This window comes from Liquorilactobacillus satsumensis (genome assembly GCF_964065465.1).
GTDB lineage: Bacteria > Bacillota > Bacilli > Lactobacillales > Lactobacillaceae > Liquorilactobacillus > Liquorilactobacillus satsumensis.
The window spans coordinates 201,433-224,851 of the sequence record NZ_OZ061606.1 but is presented as its reverse complement, the minus strand read 5'-3'; the positions used below and the strand labels follow the sequence as shown (position 1 = coordinate 224,851).

At 39.8% G+C, this 23,419-nt stretch carries 18 protein-coding genes; 12 read left to right on the top strand and 6 right to left on the bottom strand.

The genetic code is table 11. The annotated features are described in order from the left end of the window. The first annotated feature begins 66 nt into the window (after positions 1-66). On the top strand, positions 67-2,061 hold the full coding sequence (locus AB3Y88_RS01075; protein ID WP_367293439.1) for a hypothetical protein: 1,995 nt from the start codon (positions 67-69) through the stop codon (positions 2,059-2,061). A gap of 326 nt (positions 2,062-2,387) precedes the next feature. On the opposite strand, the gene AB3Y88_RS01070 is transcribed toward AB3Y88_RS01075, so the two are convergent. The 4 genes from AB3Y88_RS01070 to AB3Y88_RS01055 all read right to left on the bottom strand — a co-directional run bounded on the left by AB3Y88_RS01070 (position 2,388) and on the right by AB3Y88_RS01055 (position 5,728). Continuing rightward, positions 2,388-2,939: a YiiX/YebB-like N1pC/P60 family cysteine hydrolase gene (locus AB3Y88_RS01070; protein ID WP_054757086.1), complete on the bottom strand. Its 552-nt coding sequence runs from the start codon at positions 2,937-2,939 to the stop codon at positions 2,388-2,390. A gap of 223 nt (positions 2,940-3,162) precedes the next feature. After that, a complete protein-coding gene (locus AB3Y88_RS01065; RefSeq protein WP_228888119.1) occupies positions 3,163-3,894 on the bottom strand; it encodes an EAL domain-containing protein in 732 nt (243 codons plus the stop codon). Between the two features lie 231 nt (positions 3,895-4,125). Continuing rightward, on the bottom strand, positions 4,126-4,452 hold the full coding sequence (locus AB3Y88_RS01060) for a hypothetical protein (RefSeq protein ID WP_054757088.1): 327 nt from the start codon (positions 4,450-4,452) through the stop codon (positions 4,126-4,128). Then, positions 4,433-5,728: a Y-family DNA polymerase gene (locus AB3Y88_RS01055; protein ID WP_228888118.1), complete on the bottom strand. Its 1,296-nt coding sequence runs from the start codon at positions 5,726-5,728 to the stop codon at positions 4,433-4,435. The genes AB3Y88_RS01060 and AB3Y88_RS01055 overlap by 20 nt, the downstream gene beginning before the upstream one ends. A 191-nt stretch (positions 5,729-5,919) precedes the next feature. Here AB3Y88_RS01055 and AB3Y88_RS01050 point away from each other — a divergent pair, with 191 nt between their 5' ends. The 3 genes from AB3Y88_RS01050 (at position 5,920) to AB3Y88_RS01040 (ending at position 8,499) form a co-directional block, all read left to right on the top strand. Further along, positions 5,920-6,822, top strand: coding sequence for an NADP-dependent oxidoreductase (locus tag AB3Y88_RS01050; RefSeq protein WP_228888117.1), 903 nt, complete (start codon positions 5,920-5,922; stop codon positions 6,820-6,822). Between the two features lie 336 nt (positions 6,823-7,158). Next, the gene (locus AB3Y88_RS01045) at positions 7,159-7,692 is read left to right on the top strand and encodes a GNAT family N-acetyltransferase (protein WP_056960730.1); all 534 of its coding nucleotides are present in this window, start codon (positions 7,159-7,161) and stop codon (positions 7,690-7,692) included. Positions 7,693-7,734: 42 nt separating this feature from the next. Next, entirely contained in the window at positions 7,735-8,499 is a 765-nt protein-coding gene (locus AB3Y88_RS01040; RefSeq protein WP_056960731.1) for an NAD(P)H-dependent oxidoreductase, read from the top strand. A 513-nt stretch (positions 8,500-9,012) separates the two neighbouring features. Here AB3Y88_RS01040 and AB3Y88_RS01035 read toward each other — a convergent pair. After that, positions 9,013-11,661: a YfhO family protein gene (locus tag AB3Y88_RS01035; RefSeq protein WP_261909583.1), complete on the bottom strand. Its 2,649-nt coding sequence runs from the start codon at positions 11,659-11,661 to the stop codon at positions 9,013-9,015. 324 nt (positions 11,662-11,985) lie between these two features. Here AB3Y88_RS01035 and AB3Y88_RS01030 point away from each other — a divergent pair, with 324 nt between their 5' ends. The 4 genes from AB3Y88_RS01030 to AB3Y88_RS01015 all read left to right on the top strand — a co-directional run bounded on the left by AB3Y88_RS01030 (position 11,986) and on the right by AB3Y88_RS01015 (position 17,163). Further along, positions 11,986-13,242, top strand: a complete 1,257-nt coding sequence (locus AB3Y88_RS01030; RefSeq protein ID WP_201780644.1) for an MFS transporter — start codon at positions 11,986-11,988, stop codon at positions 13,240-13,242. A gap of 69 nt (positions 13,243-13,311) precedes the next feature. Further along, positions 13,312-13,761 (top strand): NUDIX hydrolase, encoded by a 450-nt coding sequence (locus AB3Y88_RS01025; protein ID WP_054757103.1) that lies wholly within the window; start codon positions 13,312-13,314, stop codon positions 13,759-13,761. A gap of 164 nt (positions 13,762-13,925) precedes the next feature. Next, the gene (locus tag AB3Y88_RS01020; RefSeq protein WP_228888115.1) at positions 13,926-16,373 is read left to right on the top strand and encodes a YfhO family protein; all 2,448 of its coding nucleotides are present in this window, start codon (positions 13,926-13,928) and stop codon (positions 16,371-16,373) included. 592 nt (positions 16,374-16,965) lie between these two features. Next, positions 16,966-17,163 carry a hypothetical protein gene (locus AB3Y88_RS01015; RefSeq protein WP_056960735.1) on the top strand — a complete coding sequence of 66 codons (198 nt, stop codon included), beginning with the start codon at positions 16,966-16,968 and terminating at the stop codon, positions 17,161-17,163. Positions 17,164-17,402: 239 nt separating this feature from the next. Here AB3Y88_RS01015 and AB3Y88_RS01010 read toward each other — a convergent pair whose 3' ends face one another. Further along, positions 17,403-17,702 (bottom strand): hypothetical protein, encoded by a 300-nt coding sequence (locus tag AB3Y88_RS01010; protein ID WP_056960736.1) that lies wholly within the window; start codon positions 17,700-17,702, stop codon positions 17,403-17,405. A gap of 250 nt (positions 17,703-17,952) precedes the next feature. On the opposite strand from AB3Y88_RS01010, the gene AB3Y88_RS01005 reads away from it, so the two are divergent. From AB3Y88_RS01005 to AB3Y88_RS00990, 4 genes are all read left to right on the top strand, one after another. After that, on the top strand, positions 17,953-19,308 hold the full coding sequence (locus AB3Y88_RS01005; RefSeq protein ID WP_228888114.1) for an FAD-dependent oxidoreductase: 1,356 nt from the start codon (positions 17,953-17,955) through the stop codon (positions 19,306-19,308). Positions 19,309-19,483: 175 nt separating this feature from the next. After that, positions 19,484-20,656 (top strand): AI-2E family transporter, encoded by a 1,173-nt coding sequence (locus AB3Y88_RS01000; protein ID WP_056960738.1) that lies wholly within the window; start codon positions 19,484-19,486, stop codon positions 20,654-20,656. A 223-nt stretch (positions 20,657-20,879) separates the two neighbouring features. Next, positions 20,880-22,121, top strand: coding sequence for an MFS transporter (locus AB3Y88_RS00995; protein ID WP_228888113.1), 1,242 nt, complete (start codon positions 20,880-20,882; stop codon positions 22,119-22,121). 196 nt (positions 22,122-22,317) lie between these two features. Further along, positions 22,318-23,412 (top strand): S66 peptidase family protein, encoded by a 1,095-nt coding sequence (locus AB3Y88_RS00990; protein ID WP_056960740.1) that lies wholly within the window; start codon positions 22,318-22,320, stop codon positions 23,410-23,412. Positions 23,413-23,419 lie beyond the last annotated feature (7 nt).

Genomic DNA, 23,419 nt, shown 5'->3' with positions numbered 1-23,419 from the left:
GGAAAACCGACATTTTCTAATCGGTATTTTCCAACATTTTACAACCGTTGCTGACAGCCAAATGGGATTGAATTACAGGATGCCTATTTTGCTGATGGTACTAAAGAATATTATTACAGCAAGTCCGGAAAACAGATTCTAGATCAATATTATCAAGATTCTAATGGCAATTGGAGATATTTCTTCAAAGATGGCACGATGGCAAAGGGATTGACCCAAATTACAGCGGTCAACGGACAGACTGTGACCCAGTACTTTGATACTGACGGAATTCAGGTTAAAGGAAATGCTGCTAAAGACAGTGATGGAAAGTTAAGATATTTTGATGGAATAACTGGCAATATGGTCGTAAATTCATTTGGAGAATTACCGGATGGCTCGTGGTTGTATCTTGATGAAAACGGAGTAGCGGTTACTGGTAAGCAGAATATCAATGGGCAAACGATGTATTTCAACGCTGACGGTCGTCAAGTCAAGAATGACTTTGGAGAATTAGCCGATGGTTCATGGTTATACCTGAACAGCGACGGGGTAGCTGTTACAGGCGAACAAGTTATTAACGGAAAAACTTTGTATTTTAATGCAGACGGCAAACAAGTCAAGAACGACTTTAAGCAGTTAGCTGACGGTTCATGGTTATACTTGAATGGCGATGGTGTAGCCGTTACAGGCGAACAAGTTATTAACGGAAAAACTTTGTATTTCAACGCAGACGGCAAACAAGTCAAGAACGACTTTAAGCAGTTAGCCGACGGTTCATGGTTATATCTGAACAGCGACGGGGTAGCTGTTACAGGCGAACAAGTTATTAACGGAAAAACCTTGTACTTCAACGCAGACGGCAAACAAGTCAAGAACGACTTTAAGCAGTTAGCCGATGGTTCATGGTTATATCTGAACAGCGATGGTGTAGCTGTTACAGGCAAACAAGTTATTAACGGAAAAACCTTGTACTTCAACGCAGATGGCAAACAAGTCAAGAATGACTTTAAGCAGTTAGCCGACGGTTCATGGGTATATCTGAACAGCGACGGGGTAGCTGTTACAGGCGAACAAGTTATTAACGGAAAAACCTTGTACTTTAACGCAGATGGCAAACAAGTCAAGAATGACTTTAAGCAGTTAGCCGACGGTTCATGGGTATATCTGAACAGCGACGGGGTAGCTGTTACAGGCGAACAAGTTATTAACGGAAAAACTTTGTATTTCAACGCAGACGGTCGTCAAGTCAAAAATGACTTCAAGCAGTTAGCCGATGGTTCATGGTTATACTTGAACGGCGACGGGGTAGCTGTTACAGGCAAACAAGTTATTAACGGAAAAACCTTGTATTTCAACGCAGACGGCAAACAAGTCAAGAATGACTTTAAGCAGTTAGCCGACGGTTCATGGGTATATCTGAACAGCGACGGGGTAGCTGTTACAGGCGAACAAGTTATTAACGGAAAAACTTTGTATTTCAACGCAGACGGCAAACAAGTCAAGAATGACTTTAAGCAGTTAGCCGATGGTTCATGGGTATACCTGAATGGCGATGGTGTAGCTGTTACAGGCGAACAAGTTATTAATGGAAAAACCTTGTACTTTAACGCAGACGGTCGTCAAGTCAAAAATGACTTCAAGCAATTAGCCGACGGTTCATGGGTATACTTGAACGGCGACGGGGTAGCTGTTACAGGCAAACAAGTTATTAACGGAAAAACTTTGTACTTCAACGCAGACGGCAAACAAGTCAAGAATGACTTTAAAGAATTAGCAAATGGCTCATGGTTATACTTAGATGGAAATGGTGTGGCCGTTACAGGTAAACAGGTCATCAACGGACAGACAATGTACTTTAATGCAGATGGAACTCAAGTTAAAAATGATTTTGGTGAATTAGCTGATGGTTCATGGTTATACCTTGGTGCTGATGGAGTAGCCGTTACAGGCAAACAAACAATTAGAGGACAGAAACTCTACTTCAGGTCTAATGGAATCCAAGTTAAGGGTGGTTCAGTACTCGAAGAAGACGGACAGTGGCATACTTATGATTTGAATTCTGGAGAAGAATTAAGGTAAGCACGGGCAACATACTAACTAATAGACTATAAAGTAAACTAAAGAGAGTGTGACATAAGTCGGGGAAATTCGAGTGCTAACTCGAAATTACGAACATAGCAAGTACTTTGCGATGAGTAATTCGAAGTTAGACGGAGAACTTTGACTTATGGAACACGTTTATCCAGAATAAAAGAGGAGCTGCGACAAAATTTAACTTTTGTCATAGCTCCCTTTTGTTATGCTTTACGATGTTAAATGCCTCTTGCGGCATATCTTTTGACTGCCGACACGTAGTTTTCCAAGCTAGACATTATTTTAAACAGCAGATCAGGTTTAAGTTTACATTACTCAAAAACCGTAAACATTTCTACTTGGTGCAGCATTTCATTTGGATTGATTCCCGGCTCAGCAACTGGAATTTTAACTGCTAGTTTTTGGTAATAGTCATGCCAGAAGGGGAGTACTGTATGATTTGGTCCAAAAGTCATTGGGATTAGGCTAAAGATACCAGTCGGAAAGATAGTATAGATAAAATCTGCACAGTAAAAGCCTGGAGCAGTTGGCGCAAAACTGAAGTTGTAAGGAGAACCTAGTAAAGAATAAGCTGCACGAAGCACCGTAGAAGGATCAAAATGATAACGTGGAGAAAGACGATAAAAGTCGCAGTGCTCTGCTACACGTTTTTTAAAACCGGATAAGGTTTCACGAATACAACCGCCTTTTGAAGTAGCATGCAGCACAAATTTTTCCCCATGGTCCGTGACCTCTATCAAGCCGACATGCGAATAACTTGGTAAGTTGTTTTTTCCCTTATTAAGTTGCGTACTTGCTCCGATTGTTTTGGCAAGTTCATCTGCAGTGGCAGTTACAAAAACTAGATCACCTGTTTTTAACATTAGTTACCTTCTTTCTCAATAAGCGGCAGTAGTGTGTGTAATTTTTATTTCATTATACAAGACAAAATACCGGTTAAAAATTATTTTGGTTATTATTGAGTAAAGAAAAGATTATCATTGATTAAAATTCACACTAAATACTACATTATGGAAAGAAAAGTAACAAAGCTTTACCAAGAAACGAAACCTGTCCGAAAACTAAAGCAGTCATAAGCGCAATTGCTTAACTTTTATTTAATGTAATAACTTCCGGTTTTTGCCAATAAAAGCCCTGTTGGATAAGAAAATCATTGTCTACTAATGCTGCCACGTCTTCAATGTTGTCAATTCCTTCAATTACAAGTTCAAGATGATAGCAGTCGGCTAGTTGATGCCAAGATTTTAAAAAGGACAGCAAAACTGAACTGTCAAGTTCCTTAAAGGCCAGAAGTGAAAGCTTAATACGATCAATATTATGTAGATTGTCTGTAACCAGCTTCAAGGTATTTTGACCACTGTCAATATCATCAATGACCGTGGTAAACCCCATTTTTTTAAGACGGTGGAGATAAAGTGTCGGCAAGTCATTTTGCATCTTAGTACTTTTGGATTCTAATGGAATTGCTTCAGTAATTTCAACAGCAAGGTTTTGATGGAAAGGGGCCATTCTTTTAAAGAAGCGCCACGTAGAGAAAAAACTGAGCTGCTGCGGATCAATATTAATATCGAAGCGATAAGAGTTAAAGTCATTGAGAATATCAATTATTTTTTGCTCGAACCAGTGAAGAAACTTTGCATTAGTGTCTTCATGGGCGGTCAGCAACTTGAATTCTTTATATGGAAACCGTTCACTGACCTTTGAACGGATCAATATTTCGTAGTCGACCACGTCATCTAGAATTAGGGTATGGTGAACCCTGACGACTGGTTGACAGACTAAATAGAAGTCTTTTAATACCTTATTTACGTTTATCATTTTATAGCTGTCCAATGTCATCATTCCCTTTAACTTAGGATATCGGCATTTTTATCGTGAATTTAAGTCTGCTTTTTTAAAATGCGATCCCTTTACTATAATAATACGAAAAGCGAGAATAATGTTGAATATAAATAAAATAAATGATGTAATTTTTTTGTAATGGACAACTTTTTTGTTAGCGTTGGCCAGTAGTAGGAATGTCTAGGAAGTTGCACTAGGAACGGACGGCTAGTTAAATGTGATTCTTTTGAAATTACTAGGCCAACGTGCAGTCCCAAATTTTTTAAAGGTAATTGTCAAGGCTGTTAAAGAATGAATGTACTTAATTAGTTCTTCCAAATATTCTAGGTGGTAGGTCGTAATCCGTCGTAGTGGAATTGAACGAGTAAGCTGCTGCGGACGCAAAACATTGAAAAAAAAGTTGTATGAATGTCCATAAGTATTATTGACCACGAGAATAGTGTAGCGCGCCTGAACATAAGGTTTAAAGTACTTTTGCAAACGTTCGACGATTAAAGCCGCTTCTTTTTGTGGACTATTCAAATGTGTTACCACCGTTATGCCCCCCAACTAAATTATTGCGTTGAATAAATGTTCCTCCTTTAAGCAAGCTATTTGCATACATCAGTGTCCCAACTCCGTAACGGTCACGAACTTGATCGATTAAACGGTTAAAGGTAATTTTTTTAGCTTGTGCTTGATAATCTTCAAAAAAATTCAGCTGATTACCGCTGCCATAACTCAGTTTGCTAAAGGCGACGCTAACATGTCTAACAGGCTCACCTTGCCAAAAGCTGCGAAAGAGGTAAAGCAGTTGAGTATTCAATACCTGAGTCTCATCAGTAGGTGGGATACTTAATTCATGAGCAAACCCACTATGATCTTGGGTTGCTGCACTGAGTGCAAAACCAATTCCAAGACGGATACAGCCGGTCTGCCTGTTCCGGTGCCGCAGTCGGGCAGCAACTTGCTGACCAATTTCTTTAATGACTATCTCAATTTCTGCTTGCTTACAGTAATCACGCGGCAGTACCTGCGAGTTGCCTAAGCTTTGATTGTGCGGTATTTTCTTTTTACGAAGACAGGTGCGATCGATCCCCCATGCTAAAGCGAAAAGTTGAGTACCAATAATGCCCAGTTCTTTTTTTAAAACAAAAGGATTAAAATGTGCGAGCTCTCCGATGCTGTGGATTCCGAGCCGTTCAAGATGCTGGGCAGTTCGTTTGCCAATACTCCAGACATGTGCAAGTTCTGTACAAGGCCACAATTTTTCTGCAAAGTTAGGATAGTTTAGCTCGCCAATTAATTGCGGAGCATGTTTAGCAAACAAGTCGAGAGCTAACTTAGCTTGAACAGGATTTTCCCCAATGCCCACACTAGTGTAGATACCGGTTTGCTGTCTAACTGTGTCTTGAATTTTTTGAGCAACTTTGAGCGGTGAAGTGCCAAATAATTTCCATGAATGGGTAACATCCAAAATTGCTTCGTCAATTGAATATTGATAAACATCTTCTTCCGAGGCAAAATGAGTAAAGATGTTTTTGATAGCCAGGCTTTTGCGAATGTAGAGATTCATTCGTGGTGGAACAACCGTTAACCGCGAATCGTCAGGTAGATCACGGCGCCGATCAACATTACTGATTCCAAAAATCTGCTTAGCTTGTGGAGAAGCAGCCAGCACCAGCCCACCATTTGTATTTTCCTGTTCTGACATGACAACTAGCACCGCTTCTAATGGATTCTCCCCGCGCTCCACACTTTCAACACTTGCATAAAATGATTTGCTGTCAATCATGAAGAAAATGCCATGGGGTTCATTGGTATAGTCCATAGGTTGTTCCTCACTTTCTAATATCTCAATTATACAAACATACGTTCGCTTTTTCAAGGGGAAGTGTCCACAAAAGTGACGCTATTGATGTAAGAGCTTTTGAAAGTGAATTAAGTGTTCGTAACCGTTATAATGAAGGAGAATGAAGTCTTGGACAGTTAGGAACGTTTATGAAAGGAATGTGATTATGCATGTTTGCAATTCAGATTAGAGATTATGGAGCGGTCGATGTCTTTGAAGAAGTTGAGACTCCACGTCCAAAGATTAAGCCTAAGCAGGTCTTAGTTAAACAGCATGCTGTTGCCATTGATCCGTATGATGTCAAGTTTCGTCAGGGTTTAATGGGGAAAGATCAGCAACCGCCAATAGTTACCGGTTCCTCAGTTGCTGGGGAAGTTGTTGCAGTTGGCGATAAGGTTCAAGCATTTAAGGTTGGCGACAGAGTGGCTGCGAGTCCACATCTGCGTTCGTATGCAGAGTACGTTGCAGTTGGTCAATCTCAATTAGCGCAGATTCCGGCGACTGTTAGCTATGAACTAGCTGCTGCAGCTGCCTTAGGTGTTCAGACTGCTTATCAATTAACTGAAAAGGCTTTGGAATTGCAACCGGGTCAAAGCGTGTTGGTCCATGGAGGGGCAGGAAGTATTGGTTTTGCCGTTTTACAATTCGCTAAGCATCATGGAATTCATGATCTGTATACAACTGCGAGTGGGCAAGGCGTTGGCTTTTTACGTAATTTTGATACACGTCTTCGAGTTATTGATTATCGTAAAGAAGATTTCACCAAAAAAGTTCCATTATTTGACAGAATTGTTGATCCAATCGGCGGCAGTGTTCTACAAAAATCTTTGACAGTCCTTAAATCAACAGGTAAGTTGATTTCTACTGTGGCGGATGCGGATGATCCACGTGTGGAACACTTCTTCATGAAATCAAACGGGGAAGATCTTGCAGCTGTCCTACACCAATTAGCAACGGACGAACTCTACCTTGAAATTGCGGCAGTTGCACCTTTTAATGTTGAAAACTTGCGGCGTTTCCAGCAGGCACAACATGTCGTTGGAAAATTAGTGTTGACGTTTGCAAGCAATTAATTGAAATGTTAAAAATTAATCAAGCTTAATGAGCTAAACTTAAGGGAGGAATGCCGGCAGATGAGCACTTTTACACTGCTAGTGCATGCTCCTTTTAATTTTGCCAGTCGGGTTTTCTCAAAAAAACATGCTCTTCGTAATTCATAAGGTAGTACTCAGATTTTACCGATTTATAGCATACTCCGATGCGGCTGCAATTTATTCCTACAGTAAAGGGACCGAAAATTTTTCCAAGTTGGTTTGCTTAGCTATTTATGGTAAATTTTATTGTTAGAGGGTTAAAAGCAGATAGGTTTAGTACATACCCCTGTACCCCTGATGGAGGAGTGGATAAAGATGAAACAGAGTTATCGTATCAACGATGTCCTGACACTGCGAGTACCGGCAACAAGTGATGCACATCAGCTTTACTCGTTGATTGCTCATGATCAAAAAGAACTGCAGCGCTGGTTGCCATGGGCTAAAACAACTTTATCACCTGCAGATGAAGAAGCTTTTATTCTATATTCTTTAGGTCAGATTCAAGAGGGCAAGTTATGGTCCGCAACCCTGTGTGTCGCTGATACTCCGGCGGGGACAATTGATATCCATGAAATCAGTATGCAAAATGCGCGCGGGCAAGTTGGATACTGGTTGGGTCAAAAATACCAGGGAAAAGGATTTATGACGCAAGCGCTCACTAAAGTTATTGAAGTGGCTTTTTCTGAGTTAGAACTGCATCGTCTTGAATTGATTACCGATAGCAGAAACAAAAAAAGTCAAAAAGTGGCTACGCGTGCAGGATTTAAACGCGAATGTTGTTTACACGATTATTTACGTGAAGAAGCGGATTTTCATGATGCTTTTCTTTATGTACTTTTTTCGAAATAAATCTCTTTTGATAAGCAAGTTAAGAAAGCAGGCAGATTTAAGATGAAAGTGTTAGGAATTCTTGGTGCACAGCGAAAAGACGGTGTGACTGCGAAAATGTTGGCGGCGGTTTTCCAAGGAATTGCAACTGACAACACAACTGAGGTGATTTACTTGGAAGATTTTGCGCTTAAAGCAGATGTTCCGGGAACTGCCAATCCCGAACTGGATTTGATTGAAAGCAAAATGCGTGAAAGTGATGTTTGGGTACTAGCTGCTCCAACTTATTGGGGAAGCTTAAGCGGTAGGCTGAAGAATCTTTTTGATTGTCTGCGGCAACGTCTCGTCAGATTTGATCACACAGGCACAATGCATCCCGCAAGTTTTAAGAATAAACACTATATTAGCTTGACCAATTGTTATACCAGCAGCTTTGAAAATATGATTTGCGGTGTTACAGATGCATCTTTACGGCTCTGTGACAAAGTAATGAGTGCTGCAGGTGTGATTAAAATAGGCGAAGCAGTGGTAACAGGAACTTGGGGAATGGAAACATTAACGCCTAAGAAAAAGAAAGAATGTTTGGATTTAGGGCATAAGATAAATCGGATTCGAAGAAGGGATGACCAAACGGTGAAACGATATTTTGAGTTATTTTTCATGGTTGCTGTAATGGCATTAATAACAATGTTGCTGCAAAAAGCCTGTGCTTCTTTTATTCCGTTAGATAATTTTTGGTTCAACTATCTTTCCTTTACTGTGATTTTTTTCATTTTACTAGCATCGATGCTTCATTTTGTAACATTTATGAAGCATAAGCGTCACTAAAAAGAAGTGTGCAAAAAGGCGTTAGGTTTTGAGACTTAGAGTGAATCACGGTGATAACTGAACTTGTTACCACCGTGATTCACTCTAAATACGGAAACCTGCCTTTTGGAGCACGTTAAGAAAGAAGTGCCGACACACAGCGTTCAACCACCGTAGACTAAGTCCTGCATTACAAAGTAACCTGGTTTTGGTTACGCGTAATGCAGGCTTAGGCATAGGAGGTTGCTGGGAGGAGCACGTTAAGAAAGAAGTGCCGACAAGCACCGTTAGACTTTGAGCACTAACATCAAATTGCAAAATAGACGGGCTTTGTCTATGCGTAATTTGCGGTTAGGCGCAAAAGGCTGGTGCTGGGAGCACGTTAAAGAAGAAGTGCCGACACACAGCGTTCAACCACCGTAGACTAAGTCCTGCATTACAAAGTAACCTGGTTTTGGTTACGCGTAATGCAGGCTTAGGCATAGGAGGTTGCTGGGAGGAGCACGTTAAAGAAGAAGTGCCGACACACAGTACCTAATTAATCAATTTCTTTTTCCAATTATGCCAAAACGTGGAGGTTAAAAGCAGGCACAGCAGCAACAAAGATAGCAGTGAAATCAGCAAACTGCCTCTTAATCCAGGAACACGATAGTGGAGAACAATGTGGTGATTACCTTGAGGAACTTCGAGCCCAGTAAGTGTTTTAAGGGCTTTTTTTGTTCCAACAGGATGACCATCAACTGTTGCTGACCAGCCCTGATCGTATGGTAAAGATAACATTACTGGACCACCATTAAAACTTTTAGTAGTTTTAAATGAGATCGTTGTTCCTTGTTGTTGAATTGCTTTGAGCCCACTATTTGCGACTACTTTTTTTCTAAGAGCAGTAAATGCCGTTTGATTTTCGACAGCTACAAAAGGTGTCTGCGTGAATTGTGCAGCAATATTTCCTCCAGTTAAGCTGATCTTTACCGGCGTATTTTGGGAAAAGCGGCCTAAAGAAATTACACCATTTTCTCCAAACAGACTGCCACCAAAAGCAGTTGTAATGAATTTTCCATTGCAGTAAATTTTTACCTGAGTAGGTGGATTCATTTCTTGGGCTGACGGAACGTATAGATAAAGATTTCCAGCAGAATTTGTGTTCAACTGTAGGTCAAGCTGATTGGGGGTTGTAGCTCGTGTAATTTGTTGTGTTTGATAAAGATCTTTACTAGAACCAAGAGCTTTAAAAACTTGGTTCTGGAACACAAAAGGATTGTTCATTGTACTGTAGTGAAAGTCAAATGCAAAGGCTGCAGCCGTTGTTTTGAACGCTAATGGGAAAGCCAATTTATTTTGGTAAACGGTAAAAGCATTTTGTTTGAAGAGAACATCGTTTAAAAAGAGTGGTCGCAAAGGGTTAGTCGCTGTCAGACTTTTAGAAGCTTTAATGTCGGTTTGAAAATTCTGATTGTTGTTTGCGACGACATACTTAATCCCCAAGAAACTATCCATCGCTAAAGTTGAGCCGTTATTATATGAGCTCCAGCGCAGCCAACTGTGTTTTTGAAAATAACCTGCTGCTGATAAGAAGTTGGTCAATCGAGTTGGCTGTTGTGATAGGTAGTTTTGCATGCCACGATAATTGAATTCTAACGGATCATTCGGATTTAGCTGGTAAGTTGTAGCTACTCTGAAAAATCCATGATCTAATGAATTGAGTTTGTTGAAAACCGGCGTGCTTTGTGCGACAACTCTTGAAAAAGCAGGATAGTTCGCCGCTTTTTTAGCGAGGCTTAGCGAAAGCTTGGTGTTGGCAGCATAAATATCGTAGCTCACTAATAAAAGAAGCAGGAGTGGAACTAAACGCGACAACTTTCTCCGTTTGAAAAAGAGCTCTAATAAGAAGACGTCTAAAAGTAAGAAGATTAGGGTCAATAAGATAATATTGCCATTAAAATATCCGGTAAAATATGAACTAAAGAACAAAATTCCGGTCAGCACCCAGAAAGATTTGCGCAACGGATGACTATTGCCTTCAAATTTTTGGAGTTTGAGGGCGCGATAGGCAATACAGACCAGCACAAAAACTACCACAAAACTTTCACGCTGAAAATAACCGTTCGGCATTGTGAAACCGTGCCAAAACATGTAGAAAGTACTTAACCAAGTTGAGATGAAGATAAAGAGCAGGAAAATACCGGTAATATTTTTTTCAATGGAACCGATTTTTTTAGTAAAGAAGAAGGCAATTACCAGCAATGGTACAAGTAAGCTGGAATAAATGAGTGGCGCACTACCAACACTTGTTCCTGGGAAAAGCGCGGCAAGCACGTCAAGTGACTTATAGATAGGAGTATAGTCATATTTAACGGGGGCTTGCGAAACGTGCTGTTGTGCAAGCCAGCTCGGGATAAAGACAACTAAAGAAGATAACAGCGAAAGCAAGGTATAGCCAAAGACACGCACACTAGTTAGAAAAACTGACTTAAGTGCTTTTTTTTCAAGCAGGAATGCCTGTGCGATCCATAAGAGCGTCACGAGAATTAAAAAGAGAACCGTGATAATGCCCATGTAATAATTGGTTAATAATAAAAGAACGAGAAAAGGCCAGTAAAGGTGCGGTCGATTACAATTGAGCAGACGATCCAAACCAAGTAATACAAGTGGGAACAGGCTAATTGCGTTGAACCACATTACGCAGTTTGCATAAGTTAAAAAGAAGTTGGTCAAAGCAAAAGAGGTGCTCAACGCAATGGTGATAAATTGCTGGGTACCGTTATTTTTAAATGAATCTGCAGACTGCCGATTGAGCCAAATTGATTTTGTTAAAAATAGATACATCGTCAGGCCCATCATCCCAATATTAAAAATCATGTTTAAGGTAAAAAACGCAAGGATGTCTTTTTGGGGAAATAAGAGCGATATCAAGTTAAGTGGTGAAGAAAGGTAATATGTAAACACAGCAAAAAAATTTCCTCCCAGCGAAAGCTGAAATGAATATAATAAATTTTCTGGATGAAAGATGTTGTTTCTAAAGTACGTCAAAGTGGCTGCATATTGGTTGATGAGGTCTTCGTTGGCAACAGAGCGGCTGCCAAAAGGAAAAATTTGACCATTTGAGTAAAGTAGTAGTAATAACAACATCGGCACACAAAAAGCGACTAATGGGAAAAAAGTCTTATTTTTAAAGAATTTCATTGCCTAGTTCCTTTCATTTATTAAGAAAAAGAGCGCTGGCAGCCAGACAGCAGCCCAAGTTCTAAGATCAGCTAAAATGTGATCTTGAAGAGTTTTCTCCTGATTTTTAGCATATATTTTAAACTATATACACTTATCAAGTATACTTCAAGTAGTGGATAACTCAATGAGTGAGTTTGCATGTTAATTGTTCTTTTAGAAGGCAAGCTCGGTAAATGTCCTTTACAGAAGTTTGACACAATTTTTACTATGTTGAAACCTTAAATTTTCTTTTTTCTGTAGAATTAAAGGTAAGCCAGTTCTTATGAAGAGAGGAAGAAAATTTTGAAGTTTACTAAAGAAGAGAAAAGTTGGATTCTGTATGATTGTGCTAACTCCGCATATTCATTAATTATTGTAACTGCAATCTTACCCGTCTATTTTAAGTTTGTTGCGGGAAATGCAGGAGTTTCAGCCCATGACACGACAGCCTATTGGGGCTATGTGAGTTCTTTTTCAACCCTGATTGTTTCGTTACTCGCCCCTTTTTTAGGCGCCTTGGGTGATTATTTAGGCAATAAGAAACGTTTTTTTCGGTATTCACTATTCATCGGTTTGCTGATGACAGCCGCTTTGTTTTTCGTACCCACAAATCAATGGCAGTGGTTACTAGTTATTTATACGTTCTCACATATAGGTTATCAGGCCGCTAATCTATTTTATGACGCTTTTATCACTGATGTGACACGTAATGAACGCAATGATTTAGTCTCATCTTATGGTTTTGGCATTGGGTACATCGGCAGTGCGTCACTTTTTGTAGTTGCAATGTTGTTGATTACAACTTCAACTTTTGGGTTGACGTCTGCGCCCCAGGCTATCAGAATTGTATTTATGCTTACTACACTTTGGTGGTTTCTGTTTTCGCTACCAATGCTGCGTAATGTAGAACAACACTACGGTTTGCCTCACCCCAAATCCGCTTTAAAAGAAAGCTGCCAAAGAATGTTGGCAACCTTGCGGAAAATTCGCCATTACAAGCAAGTTTTGGGGTTTATGCTCGCTTATTTCTTTTTTATTGATGGGGTGGATACGATCATTACGATGGCAACCGCGTTCGGAGTTGACATGGGTGTGAGCACGAGTACACTGTTGGTGGTTTTACTAGTTTTGAATATTGTTGCTTTTCCGTGTACTTTAATCTATGGAAGATTGGCACAGCGTTACGGGACTCGCATCATGTTGCTAATCGCAATTACTGTTTATCTTTTCATCTGTGTATATGCATTGTTCATGAAAACGGTTCTTGACTTTTGGATTTTAGGAATCTTAGTGGGTTCTTCACAAGGAGGAATTCAAGCATTAAGCAGGTCTTATTTTGCGCGAATCATTCCCAAAAAACAGGCTAACGAATTTTTTGGCTTTTATAATATTTTCGGTAAGTTTTCAGCTGTTTTAGGTCCAGTCTTGTTTTCGGTAACTACACAACTGACTGGGCGGTCACAGATGGGAATTGCAAGTTTAGCAGTGCTCTTTCTTTTAGGCGGTTTCTTTATGTTTCGTTTGCGCGAAGTTCCTGTAGCCGTTTCTGAAAAAGAGTAGGGGAAACGGCGTTAGAAATCGCTGATACCCAAGGATGTGGCAACTACTTTTTGGAAGGGAGATTAGAAAATGGCGGATTATATTAAGATGATCAGAGGCTTGGTCGGGCATACGCCAATTATCTTAAATACAGCAGCCGGCGTAGTCCTCAATGCTGAACATGAAGTGTTGTTGAATTTACGAGCAGATACCCATAATTGGAGTTTGCCTGGTGGTTTTCTTGAATATGGTGAAACATATGCGCAGGCGTGCGTACGCGAAGTTAAAGAAGATAGTGGGTTGGAAGTTGAGGTAGTGAGGTTATTAGCAACTTTTGATGAGGGGACAGTCGCGTATCCGAATGGCGATGTTGCACAGACAATTACACAGTTATTTTTAACCAAGCCTGTAGGTGGAAACTTGTTAGAGACTAAAACCAACGAAACACTTGCACTTGAGTATTTTCCTTTCTCGCAGTTACCACCGTTACTTAATAAACAGACGGAAGAAATGCTTAAATTTGCCGAAAAAAATGCTTAGAATTACGAATTGAGATTTCAGAAAGAAACGTGGCAATTTTAGCCGACATACTCTGTTATGATACAATCTTTTTAAATTCTTAACTTTTTTTATAAAAATTAATAATATTTAGAATGTAAAATGACATGTGGCTCTACAAATAACACGATTCCGAGGGTGTTTTGATGCAAAATGTTGGTATACGAAAGAAAAGTTCCAAAAGCACGTATGTATTGGCGGCTTTAATTCCGCCCTTATTGGTCATCTTAGTTTGGGCGACTAAAGGTATCTTTCCTTTTGGTAACAATAATCTTTTGGTCAGTGATCTAGGGACCCAATATGTTCCATTTTTGACAGAAATGCGTAGGCAACTGCTTAGTGGGCAGTTAAGCATTTATAGTTTTTCTTTAGGATTAGGAGATAATTTTTTCCCAGTGGCTGCTTACTATCTGATCAGTCCTTTCAATTTAGTTAGTCTTTTGTTTCGACCAGAACAGATGCCAGTGGCAGTTGAACTCATTATTTTACTTAAGATTAGTGCAATGGGACTAACTTTTACATATTACTTAAGAAATGCTTGGCAGCAGACCCGGCAAACTTGGCTTTTCGCAGTTGTGTATGCATTAAATGGTTTTGTAGCCATGAATTTTTACAATATTATGTGGCTTGATGCACTTGTGTGGCTTCCATTGGTTGCACTTGGAATGAAAAACATGGTAACACATGGTAAACGCCGCTTGTTTTTATTTAGTTTGACAGTCACAATTTTCTGCAATTATTATTTAGGCTACATGACAGTGTTATTTACAGGGTGTTACCTCTGTTACTTATTATGGCGTAAAGAACGCACTTGGGCTGCAAGTTATCAAGTTATTAAAACTTATCTCAAAACAATGGTGCAGATTGTCTTATTGGCGTGCTGTCTATTATTGCCTACCTTTTTGGGAATGCAAAAGACAGATAAGACAGGAATCAAGGCTAGTTGGTTCTTGCCGACACCAGAATTTGGAGTCAGTTTTTTTAAACAAATGGGAATTTCAGGCAGTTCATACTTACAGCGCTTGGATCATGCTCCCAGTGTCTTTGTGGGAAGTTTAGTGGTAATTCTTGCAGTTCTTTATTTTTTTGAACGTACACGAGATAAGCGGGAGAAAATTGCGGCTTTTCTTCTAGCTGGTTTCTTTTTTCTCTCACTTTGGCTGCGTCCTTTGAATACCATTTGGCATTTAATGAATCGCCCAGCCGGCTTTCCATACCGCAATGCCATTTTTTTAATTTTTTTCACCATTACCTTAGCAGCACGACAGTGGCAAGTCCATAAAAAATTTGATAAGGCAAGCACCAGCCTAGTTGCCGGAGTTTTTGCGAGCTTACTAGTCTTAGATATTTTACTTACGCGGACAGATATCTTTTGGATTGTACTTTCGTTAGTTGGGATTGCAATTGTCACAGTTTCTTTAATATGTTTGACAGAGAAATGGCGCAAGTTAGTGCTGTTATTGCTAACTCCATGTTCTCTAGCCGCTAATCTTTATGGCAGTATGGCAGGAATGGATTTTGGAAATCAAGTTAATTATGAAAAAGAATACTATGCAGCTGAAAAAGCTGTTACCATTACTGACCAAAAAGAAATCCCAAGTTACCGGATAGTGGGTCAAGGAAGCTTTTTCAAACAGGCCTACAAAGAAGAATACAATGGGTACAATGATGGGCTATTGCTGGGATATGAAGGCTTGACACTTTATAGTTCTACGTTGAACAAACAAACGCGCCACTTTTTTACTAGTATGGGGTATTATAGTAAAAATGTGCGCCGGATTAGTGCTGTCGGTGGGACAACTTTCTCAGATTCATTACTAAATGTTCGCTATTATTTAAAGGCAACTAACAATGGAATGCGAACAGAAAAAAACAACAATGCCCTTGGAAATGGACTTTTAACAACTGCAGCGGCACAAAAAATAGTCTATCAAAGTCATAATGCTTTCGACAATCAGGAAAAAGTTTGGCACACGCTACTGCCAAGTTCCAAGCAACTTTTTCAAAAAACGAAGATCCTTGCTGTTAAGCAGCTGAAGGGGAAAGACTACCTTGTAAAACTGAGCACCTCGGCTGCAGGAACCCTTTATTATGCTCAGAAGTATTACGACGAAAATGGACATGAGCAGCAGCAACTCAAAAAATTAAGAAAAGTTGGAAACTCTCAGGTCTATGAATTTCGCTTAGGAGCGTCTTCGCAAAATGAACTGACCGCTAATCACTTGCGGGTCTTAAACCAACACACTTATTCGCAAGGAATAACGGTTCTTCAAAAAAGAAAACTTCTATTAGAACATAGATCCGGCAGTTCACGTTTGAGGGGTCACATTCAAACAGAGGGTAACCGTAGTACAGTCGTCTTTAATATTCCCTTTGATACAGGCTGGAGTATCACAAGTAATGGGAAGAAATTAAAGACTAAACAGGCTCTAGGCTCATTTCTAGCGGTAAACTTGCCTCAAGGAGCCGCTAAAATAACTTTACGTTATGTTGCACCCGGAAGTCTAGTTGGCTTTTTGATTACAATAGTTGGAATTAGCTGGTTAGGGTTAGATTGGTTTTTGGCGCGAAAAAAAGAGATTAAGCGTAACTAAAACTCTGCACCAAAGTAATTGAAGCTTGCTTTGGGTGCGAGAGTTTTTTTCTTGACTTTAGGAAGCGTTTACATATAATTAAGAGTGTAAGGAGAATATAACTCCACCATAGTTGAACAGCCACCTGTAGTGTGGAAGGAAGATTTAAGAAAACAATCGGAGTTATAGTACTCCTTAAAGGCTGGCATGTTTGGAAATCCAACTGTTACACCTTGACAACGTTTTTCGTCAAGTATTTCCACAGAGTTAAAAACCAGCAACACACTGTCAGCCGCAAGCGGGACTGGGTCAAGGTTTACATTTGATCCAGTCCTTTAATTTTACTTTAGAGTTAAGCAGAGTACTTTTCAAAAGTTAATTCTTAGGTTACGTTTTTCTTTTTATGCGGACATGACTAGAGACAGTTAGTCACTATTCTGCTATAATTTTTAGAGTGGAGGGTGACAAAACGTGGTACATTCAAACTCGTTAAATGCAGTCCCTTCACTTTAGGTGTTTTATAAGCCGCCTATTATTATTTACGACGCGGATAGAAGTTGTCGTTCACTGATTTTTGAGCGCTCATTATTCAAAAGAAAGGGGTGCCTTTCGCATGTCTTCAGCACAGAATGTCTTCTTAGTCGTATCTGTTGTAGCACTGTTAAGTATGGGGGTTATGCTCCTGGGACTTTCCTGGGGATTGTCTTTTCAAGCAGTGTTGGTTGGCAGCGTGGCGTGCTTTAGTGTGGCATGTCTCACAACGATAGCGGCTTTAATACTTGGAGTTGCAAAAATAATAAAAAGAGTTTAGTAAAAAGTATTAAATCTCTAATTGGGGAACTAAGGGGCTGTGACAAAAGTAAAATTTTGTCACAGCCCCTCTTTTATTCCGGATAAACGTGTTCCATAAGTCAAAATTCTCCGTCTAACTTCGAATTAGCACTCAAATTTTTCCAACTTATGTCACACTCTCTTAGTTTTATTTAATAAGCTATAATTTAATCGTCACTAGCCGTAATCCGCAGAACTTGCGAATTATTAATAAGCTAGCTAGTCCGAAAAGCGATTTGCGGAGGAGTTCACAGAATCTTTGATTTCTTTGAGACAGGCAATTATTTGTTCATTTTGAGCAACTAGGATCCAATTTTGTTCAACAAGTGCACGCAGGAATTCGATTTTGATCTCGTTACTTTTGTCGTTAAAATCAACGTGGGTATTTTCTCGCAAAAGCCCGTGTCTTTGAAGCCCACCTAAAATGGCTTCAATCTGTGCAGAAGTTTCTTCACTAACCTCATCAAGTCCACGGTCTGCAAGGATACCCTGGATTTTATTATTGTTGAATATCCCCATTGTCCTTCTCCTTTCAATCAGTCCCTGAGCCACATCCTTTCAGTATTATTGTATCATTTAAGGAACATCTGCTGAGAGTAAAATGCTTCAAGTACAGTAAAAGTGGCTAATCAGTGTACTTTGTTAAATTTAATTAAAGCGCTATCATTATGCTTGCCAAAAGAAATAGATTGTGTAATATTTAAATTAACGTATGTTTGTTATTGAGCAAGCCACCCAGCCATCTTTAAATAAAATGGAGGAGTTCATTATGAAAAAAGTTGCCGTAGTAGGTTGTACGCACGCAGGAACGTATGTTGTAAAGGAGATCTTGAAAGAACATCCAGATACCCAGGTCAGAGTGTTTGAACGTAATGAGGAAATTTCCTTTCTTTCCTGTGGCATCGCTCTTTATCTAGGAGGGCAGATTACTGATCCAGCTGGTTTGTTCTATTCAAACCCACAGGAATTACGCGCGCTAGGAGCAGAAGTTTTTACGCAGCATGATGTTACGGCTATCGATACCGCTAAGCATACATTACAGGTCAAGAATCTTCAAAACAATGAGGTCTGGGAAGAAGAATACGACAAAATTGTAATGACTACTGGTTCATGGCCTGTAATTCCACCTATCCGTGGAATTGAGAGCTCAAAGGTAGTTCTTTGCAAAAATTGGGAACATGCGCAGGAATTATTTAAAAGAGCTCCACAAGCTGAGAGAATCGCTGTGATTGGAGCGGGCTATATCGGGGTAGAACTTGCAGAAGCGTATAACTTAAAAGGGCATGCTGTCACCTTAGTAGATGCCCAAGAGCGGATTATGCCCAAGTATTTTGATGAACCATTCACGACCAAAGTAGAACAAATCTTTCTTGAACGCGGAATTGAGCTTGCATTAGGACAAAATGTCATCGAATTTAAAGAGCAAAACGGTGAGTTGTTGCTCAAAACTGATCAAAATGAATTTGCAGTTGACTTAGCGATTTTGTGTATTGGTTTTAAACCGAATACAGCATTACTTGCAGGTCAGGTAGCAATGCTTCCGAATGGCGCGATCATTACTAATGAATATCAGCAAAGCTCTGACCCGGCCGTTTTTGCTGCGGGTGACAGTGCTGCAATTCATTTCAACCCAACAGGTAAACCTGCCTATATCCCACTTGCAACGAATGCGATTCGACAAGGAAGACTAGTAGGGCAGAATTTGTTTGCACCTCGAATTCGCAGTTTGGGAACACAAGCGACATCGGGACTAGCTCTTTTTGGAACCGCACTTTGCTCTACAGGATTAACTGTCGCCGCTGCTAAAGAACAAGGAATTGAAGTGGCTCAAGTATTTTTGGAAGATAATTATCGACCAGAATTTATGCCGACTACTGAGAAAATTCTGATGTCGTTAGTTTATGATCCACAGACTTTGCGGATTCTAGGCGGCTCCTTTTTAAGCAAACATGACATTTCTCAGGCTGCCAATTTGCTGTCAGTTTGTATCCAAAATCAAAATACAATCGCAGACTTAGCTCAGGTAGACATGCTTTTTCAACCACATTTCGATAAACCATTTAATTACCTTAACTTGTTGGGGCAAGCTGCACTTGCACATGAGCAGGACAGGCTGCTGCAATAAAAAAGTGATAAACAGCGAGTTTCTTTGTAAAGAGGGCTCTGAAAATTTGAGTTGGAGCTAATCTTTAAATAACGAAAAATTTAGCTGAAAGCCATTTACTACTCCAAACAGCAAACATTCTGTATACTAAAGTTACGAACTTTTGTATCATAATTTGGTGTTTGGGGGTTTTTTTATGGATAAAGAAAGCAGATGGATTCGCTTTCTAGGCGGTCGTAATCTGGTTTTTACATTACTGGTGCTTGGTATGCTTGGAGCAGTAATTTTTTTATATAGCAAAGTTGATTTTATTTTTAAACCATTAACAATGACATTAACTATTATTTTACCACCGGTTATTTTTGGACTTATTTTGTTTTATTTAATCAATCCATTGGTTGTCAGACTTGAGCGTTTTTTGAAGAGAACTTGGATCATTACTGTAATCTATTTATTAATCTTAGGATTACTGGTTTTTGGCGGCATTGAGTTAATAATTGCTGCCAGAACACAGACGCTTGATCTTGTACGTCATTTGCCGCAAATCATGCGCGGCTTTCAACGTAATGTTGATCATCTGACAGCAACATTACCATATACGAAAGAACTAGAGCAAATGCTATCAGATGTTGATCTTTCCGGCATGAAAATTAGTAGTTTTGCACAAAAATATTTTCAAAGTGGTGTTCATGGTTTTAGTGGTGTTTTTTCAGCCCTCTCGACAATGTTGTTGACAATTGTGGTTGGTCCAATTATTGCTTTTTTCCTGTTAAGAGACAAAGAAAAGTTCTTTACTTCAGTTCGACGATTAGTTCCGCCTGTTTTCCGGCGTGACTTTACGGAATTCGGTAAAATTGTGGATCAGCAAATTGGAGGATACCTTAAAGGACAAATTATTGCTTCAGCGATTCTAGGATTGTTATACTGGCCAAGTTTTTTATTGATCGGTTTGCATTACTCAGGTGTATTGGCACTTGCCGCAGGAATCTTAAGTATCGTGCCCTACGTAGGATCTTTTGCAGCTTTTTTACCAGGATTGATTATTGCGTTTCAAGGGTCACTTTGGCTAGCCGTTAAATTTACATTAGTGTGGTTTATTATTCAGTTTCTGCATGGTCAATTGGTGGTTCCACGCATTATGGGAGACAATCTGCAGTTGCATATGATTACCGTCTTGTTGGTCTTATTGGTGATGGGAGATCTATTAGGATTAGTCGGAGTTGTTTTTGGGATTCCTATTTATTGCTTTATCAAAGCTTTTTCAATCTATCTTTTCCGGCACTTTAAGCAAAGATACAATCGTTTCTATGGTGGTAAGGGAAGATATGAAGAAACAGAATTTTCTAAAGAAGAGTATCTAAAAAAATAAGGTTTAAAAGCAGTGATCTTGGAGCTTTTAAAACTTCCTGCGGTTGCTTAGGCAAACATTATCGACTCTGCGATGTACGTGATTTTGTGTTAGTACGCAAACTTTAGCAACTTAGCACACACTTTTTTTAGGTTTGCATTTTTAGAAGGACTGTGGAATAATCGTGTAAGGCATTAGCAAAATAAAGGATGGCAGAGATCATCCATTTTGGAGGAATCGGATAATGGAACAGTCAAAAAATTCGGCACAAGGTCGGTTTAGTAGTGAACAAAAGTGGGTCATCGCATCAACTTCAGCTGGTTTTTCACTTGAAAATATGGATATTATGTTTTTATCCTTTGCGCTTGCACCAATTATTGCAAGTTTGCATCTTTCAAGTGCAGCAGCCGGTATGATTGGTTCAATTACCAATCTAGGGATGTTGGTCGGTGGCGCACTTTTTGGTATTTTAGGAGATCGTTTTGGGCGTGTGCGGACATTTTCATATACGATCTTTATTTTTGCTTTTGCAACCGGGATGATGTATTTTGCGGATAACCTGACCCAGATCTATCTCCTGCGATTTTTTGCAGGGATTGGAGCTGGTGGTGAGTATGGTGTTGGAATTGCGTTGATTGCCGAAAGCTTTGAACAACGCCATGTGGGCCGAATGACATCGGTTGCCGCCATTGGAGGGCAGTTGGGCGCAATCATTGCTGCTTTGGCAGCGGCCTACGTAATTCCACAATATGGTTGGAACACACTTTTCCTTTTAGGGGTTGTACCTGTGTTACTGACTTATTTCGTACGGCGCCACTTACATGAAAGTGAAGATTTTGTTGCAGCTCACAAGGCTGTGGCTGCAAAAAAAGAGAAAGTTTCACTCAAGCATTTATTTGCAACACCAAAGATTGCACTGCAGACAGCAAGTTTAATGGTCATGACAATTGTCCAAATTGCAGGTTACTTTGGTCTAATGAACTGGTTGCCCGTAATCGTGCAGCAAAAACAAGGTCTCAGTGTTTCAGGGTCTTCATTGTGGATGATCGCCACTATTATTGGAATGTGTTTGGGAATGGTCGTTTTTGGAAGCTTATTTGATCGTTTTGGACCACGACTTGCCTTTGGTATTTTCCTCCCCGCATCTGCCTGTGTGACTTTTGCGTTGGTGCTTGCGCAGTCTACCTTTCAATTAGTGCTGATCGGGGCAGTTGTTGGCTTCTTTTCAAATGGAATGTTTGGCGGCTATGGAGCCATCAGCTTACTATATCCGACTGAAATCAGATCAACTGCGAATAATATTATTATGAACGTTGGACGTGCAGTCGGTGGATTTTCATCAGTTGTCATCGGTATTTTAATGGATCACTTTTCATTGTTTGTTACGATGGGCTTTTTAGCAATTCTTTACTTAATAAGCTTCGGTGTGATGCTGACTTTACCAGGTCTGATTAGACTTAGGCAAGCGACTCGGCTTAACAGCTAAAAAGTATTATAAGTCAAATTAAGAAATTAGAGTAATTCCTGAATTCTCAATCACCTTTTTTGTTACTGAGCTACACTTAGGACCGCTTCTGATTAGGCGGTAAGTTGGAGTGCTGTTCAAGTTAGGTTGTTGGGAATTTTTAGTCGATGTCCAAAGTGGTAAAAGAGTTTATTTTCGAGGAGGTGCGTGAGATAAGATGATTAAACCCAGACGTTTGAAAAAAGGAGACAAAGTTGCAATCGTAAGTCTTTCTAGCGGAATTTTAGGTGAAAAATTTGTCCGGCATGAACTCAATCTGGGCCTGCAGCGTTTACAGGCTCTGGGATTAGAACCGGTAATCATGCCCCATGCTTTAAAAGGCTTGACCTATTTGAAAGAACATCCAGCAAAACGCGCTGCAGATCTTAAGTCGGCATTTTTGGACGATACTATCGCTGGAATAATTTGCGCGATCGGTGGAGATGATACATACAGGCTCTTACCTTTTTTATTAGAAGATCAGGAATTTATACATGCGGTCAGGGAAAAGCCCAAGTTTTTTACGGGTTTTTCTGATTCAACGGTTAACCATTTGCTTTTTTATCAACTCGGAATGGTGAGCTTCTACGGTCCTAATTTGCTGAATGATCTTGCGGAATTAGATGTGGCAATGCTGCCATATACCGCACGAATCTTTAGGTCCTTTTTTGAAAATCCGGCTACAAGAAAAATTGTCTCCAGTCCCATCTGGTATGAAGAACGCACTGATTTTTCACCTGCAGCAATTGGAACACCACGAAAAGAGCATCTTGAAGAAGCAGGTTATCTGGTATTACGTGGGCATGGGATTGTTACTGGTCAGCTATTAGGAGGATGCCTTGACAGCTTTTATGATCTGTTGCAGGTTGGGCGTTATCCTGATGAAGTTCAGGTTGCAACAAAATTCAAAATTTTTCCGCAAGCAGCTGAATGGCAGGACAAATTATTATTCATTGAAACGAGTGAAGAGTGTCCCGAACCGCAGCTTTTTAGAAAAATGTTGTGTGCATTGAAAGCTCAAGGTATTTTTGCAAAGCTTAAAGGTATTTTACTAGGAAAACCTCAAAATGAGCGTTTTTTTAGAGAGTATAAAACGATCCTGCTCGAAGTGACACAGGAATTTGGACTGCCGCTGATGGTTAATTTGAATTTTGGCCACGCGTATCCCCGCATGGCACTGCCATATGGTTTGCAGGCACGGCTTGATTTAAACCAGGGAACTTTAACTATTATGGAAAGTTTTTTTACAGACTTTGAAGAAAAGCAAAATTAATTAGTGC

What these genes read in the sequence shown, in the direction of transcription:
- AB3Y88_RS01020 (WP_228888115.1), top strand. Translation starts at nt 13,926, where the DNA reads ATGCAAAATGTTGGTATACGAAAGAAAAGTTCCAAAAGCACGTATGTA.
- AB3Y88_RS01035 (WP_261909583.1), bottom strand. Translation starts at nt 11,661, where the DNA reads ATGAAATTCTTTAAAAATAAGACTTTTTTCCCATTAGTCGCTTTTTGT.
- AB3Y88_RS01055 (WP_228888118.1), bottom strand. Translation starts at nt 5,728, where the DNA reads ATGGACTATACCAATGAACCCCATGGCATTTTCTTCATGATTGACAGC.
- AB3Y88_RS01005 (WP_228888114.1), top strand. Translation starts at nt 17,953, where the DNA reads ATGAAAAAAGTTGCCGTAGTAGGTTGTACGCACGCAGGAACGTATGTT.
- AB3Y88_RS00990 (WP_056960740.1), top strand. Translation starts at nt 22,318, where the DNA reads ATGATTAAACCCAGACGTTTGAAAAAAGGAGACAAAGTTGCAATCGTA.
- AB3Y88_RS01070 (WP_054757086.1), bottom strand. Translation starts at nt 2,939, where the DNA reads ATGTTAAAAACAGGTGATCTAGTTTTTGTAACTGCCACTGCAGATGAA.
- AB3Y88_RS01025 (WP_054757103.1), top strand. Translation starts at nt 13,312, where the DNA reads ATGGCGGATTATATTAAGATGATCAGAGGCTTGGTCGGGCATACGCCA.
- AB3Y88_RS01065 (WP_228888119.1), bottom strand. Translation starts at nt 3,894, where the DNA reads ATGATAAACGTAAATAAGGTATTAAAAGACTTCTATTTAGTCTGTCAA.
- AB3Y88_RS00995 (WP_228888113.1), top strand. Translation starts at nt 20,880, where the DNA reads ATGGAACAGTCAAAAAATTCGGCACAAGGTCGGTTTAGTAGTGAACAA.
- AB3Y88_RS01050 (WP_228888117.1), top strand. Translation starts at nt 5,920, where the DNA reads ATGTTTGCAATTCAGATTAGAGATTATGGAGCGGTCGATGTCTTTGAA.
- AB3Y88_RS01010 (WP_056960736.1), bottom strand. Translation starts at nt 17,702, where the DNA reads ATGGGGATATTCAACAATAATAAAATCCAGGGTATCCTTGCAGACCGT.
- AB3Y88_RS01015 (WP_056960735.1), top strand. Translation starts at nt 16,966, where the DNA reads ATGTCTTCAGCACAGAATGTCTTCTTAGTCGTATCTGTTGTAGCACTG.
- AB3Y88_RS01045 (WP_056960730.1), top strand. Translation starts at nt 7,159, where the DNA reads ATGAAACAGAGTTATCGTATCAACGATGTCCTGACACTGCGAGTACCG.
- AB3Y88_RS01000 (WP_056960738.1), top strand. Translation starts at nt 19,484, where the DNA reads ATGGATAAAGAAAGCAGATGGATTCGCTTTCTAGGCGGTCGTAATCTG.
- AB3Y88_RS01040 (WP_056960731.1), top strand. Translation starts at nt 7,735, where the DNA reads ATGAAAGTGTTAGGAATTCTTGGTGCACAGCGAAAAGACGGTGTGACT.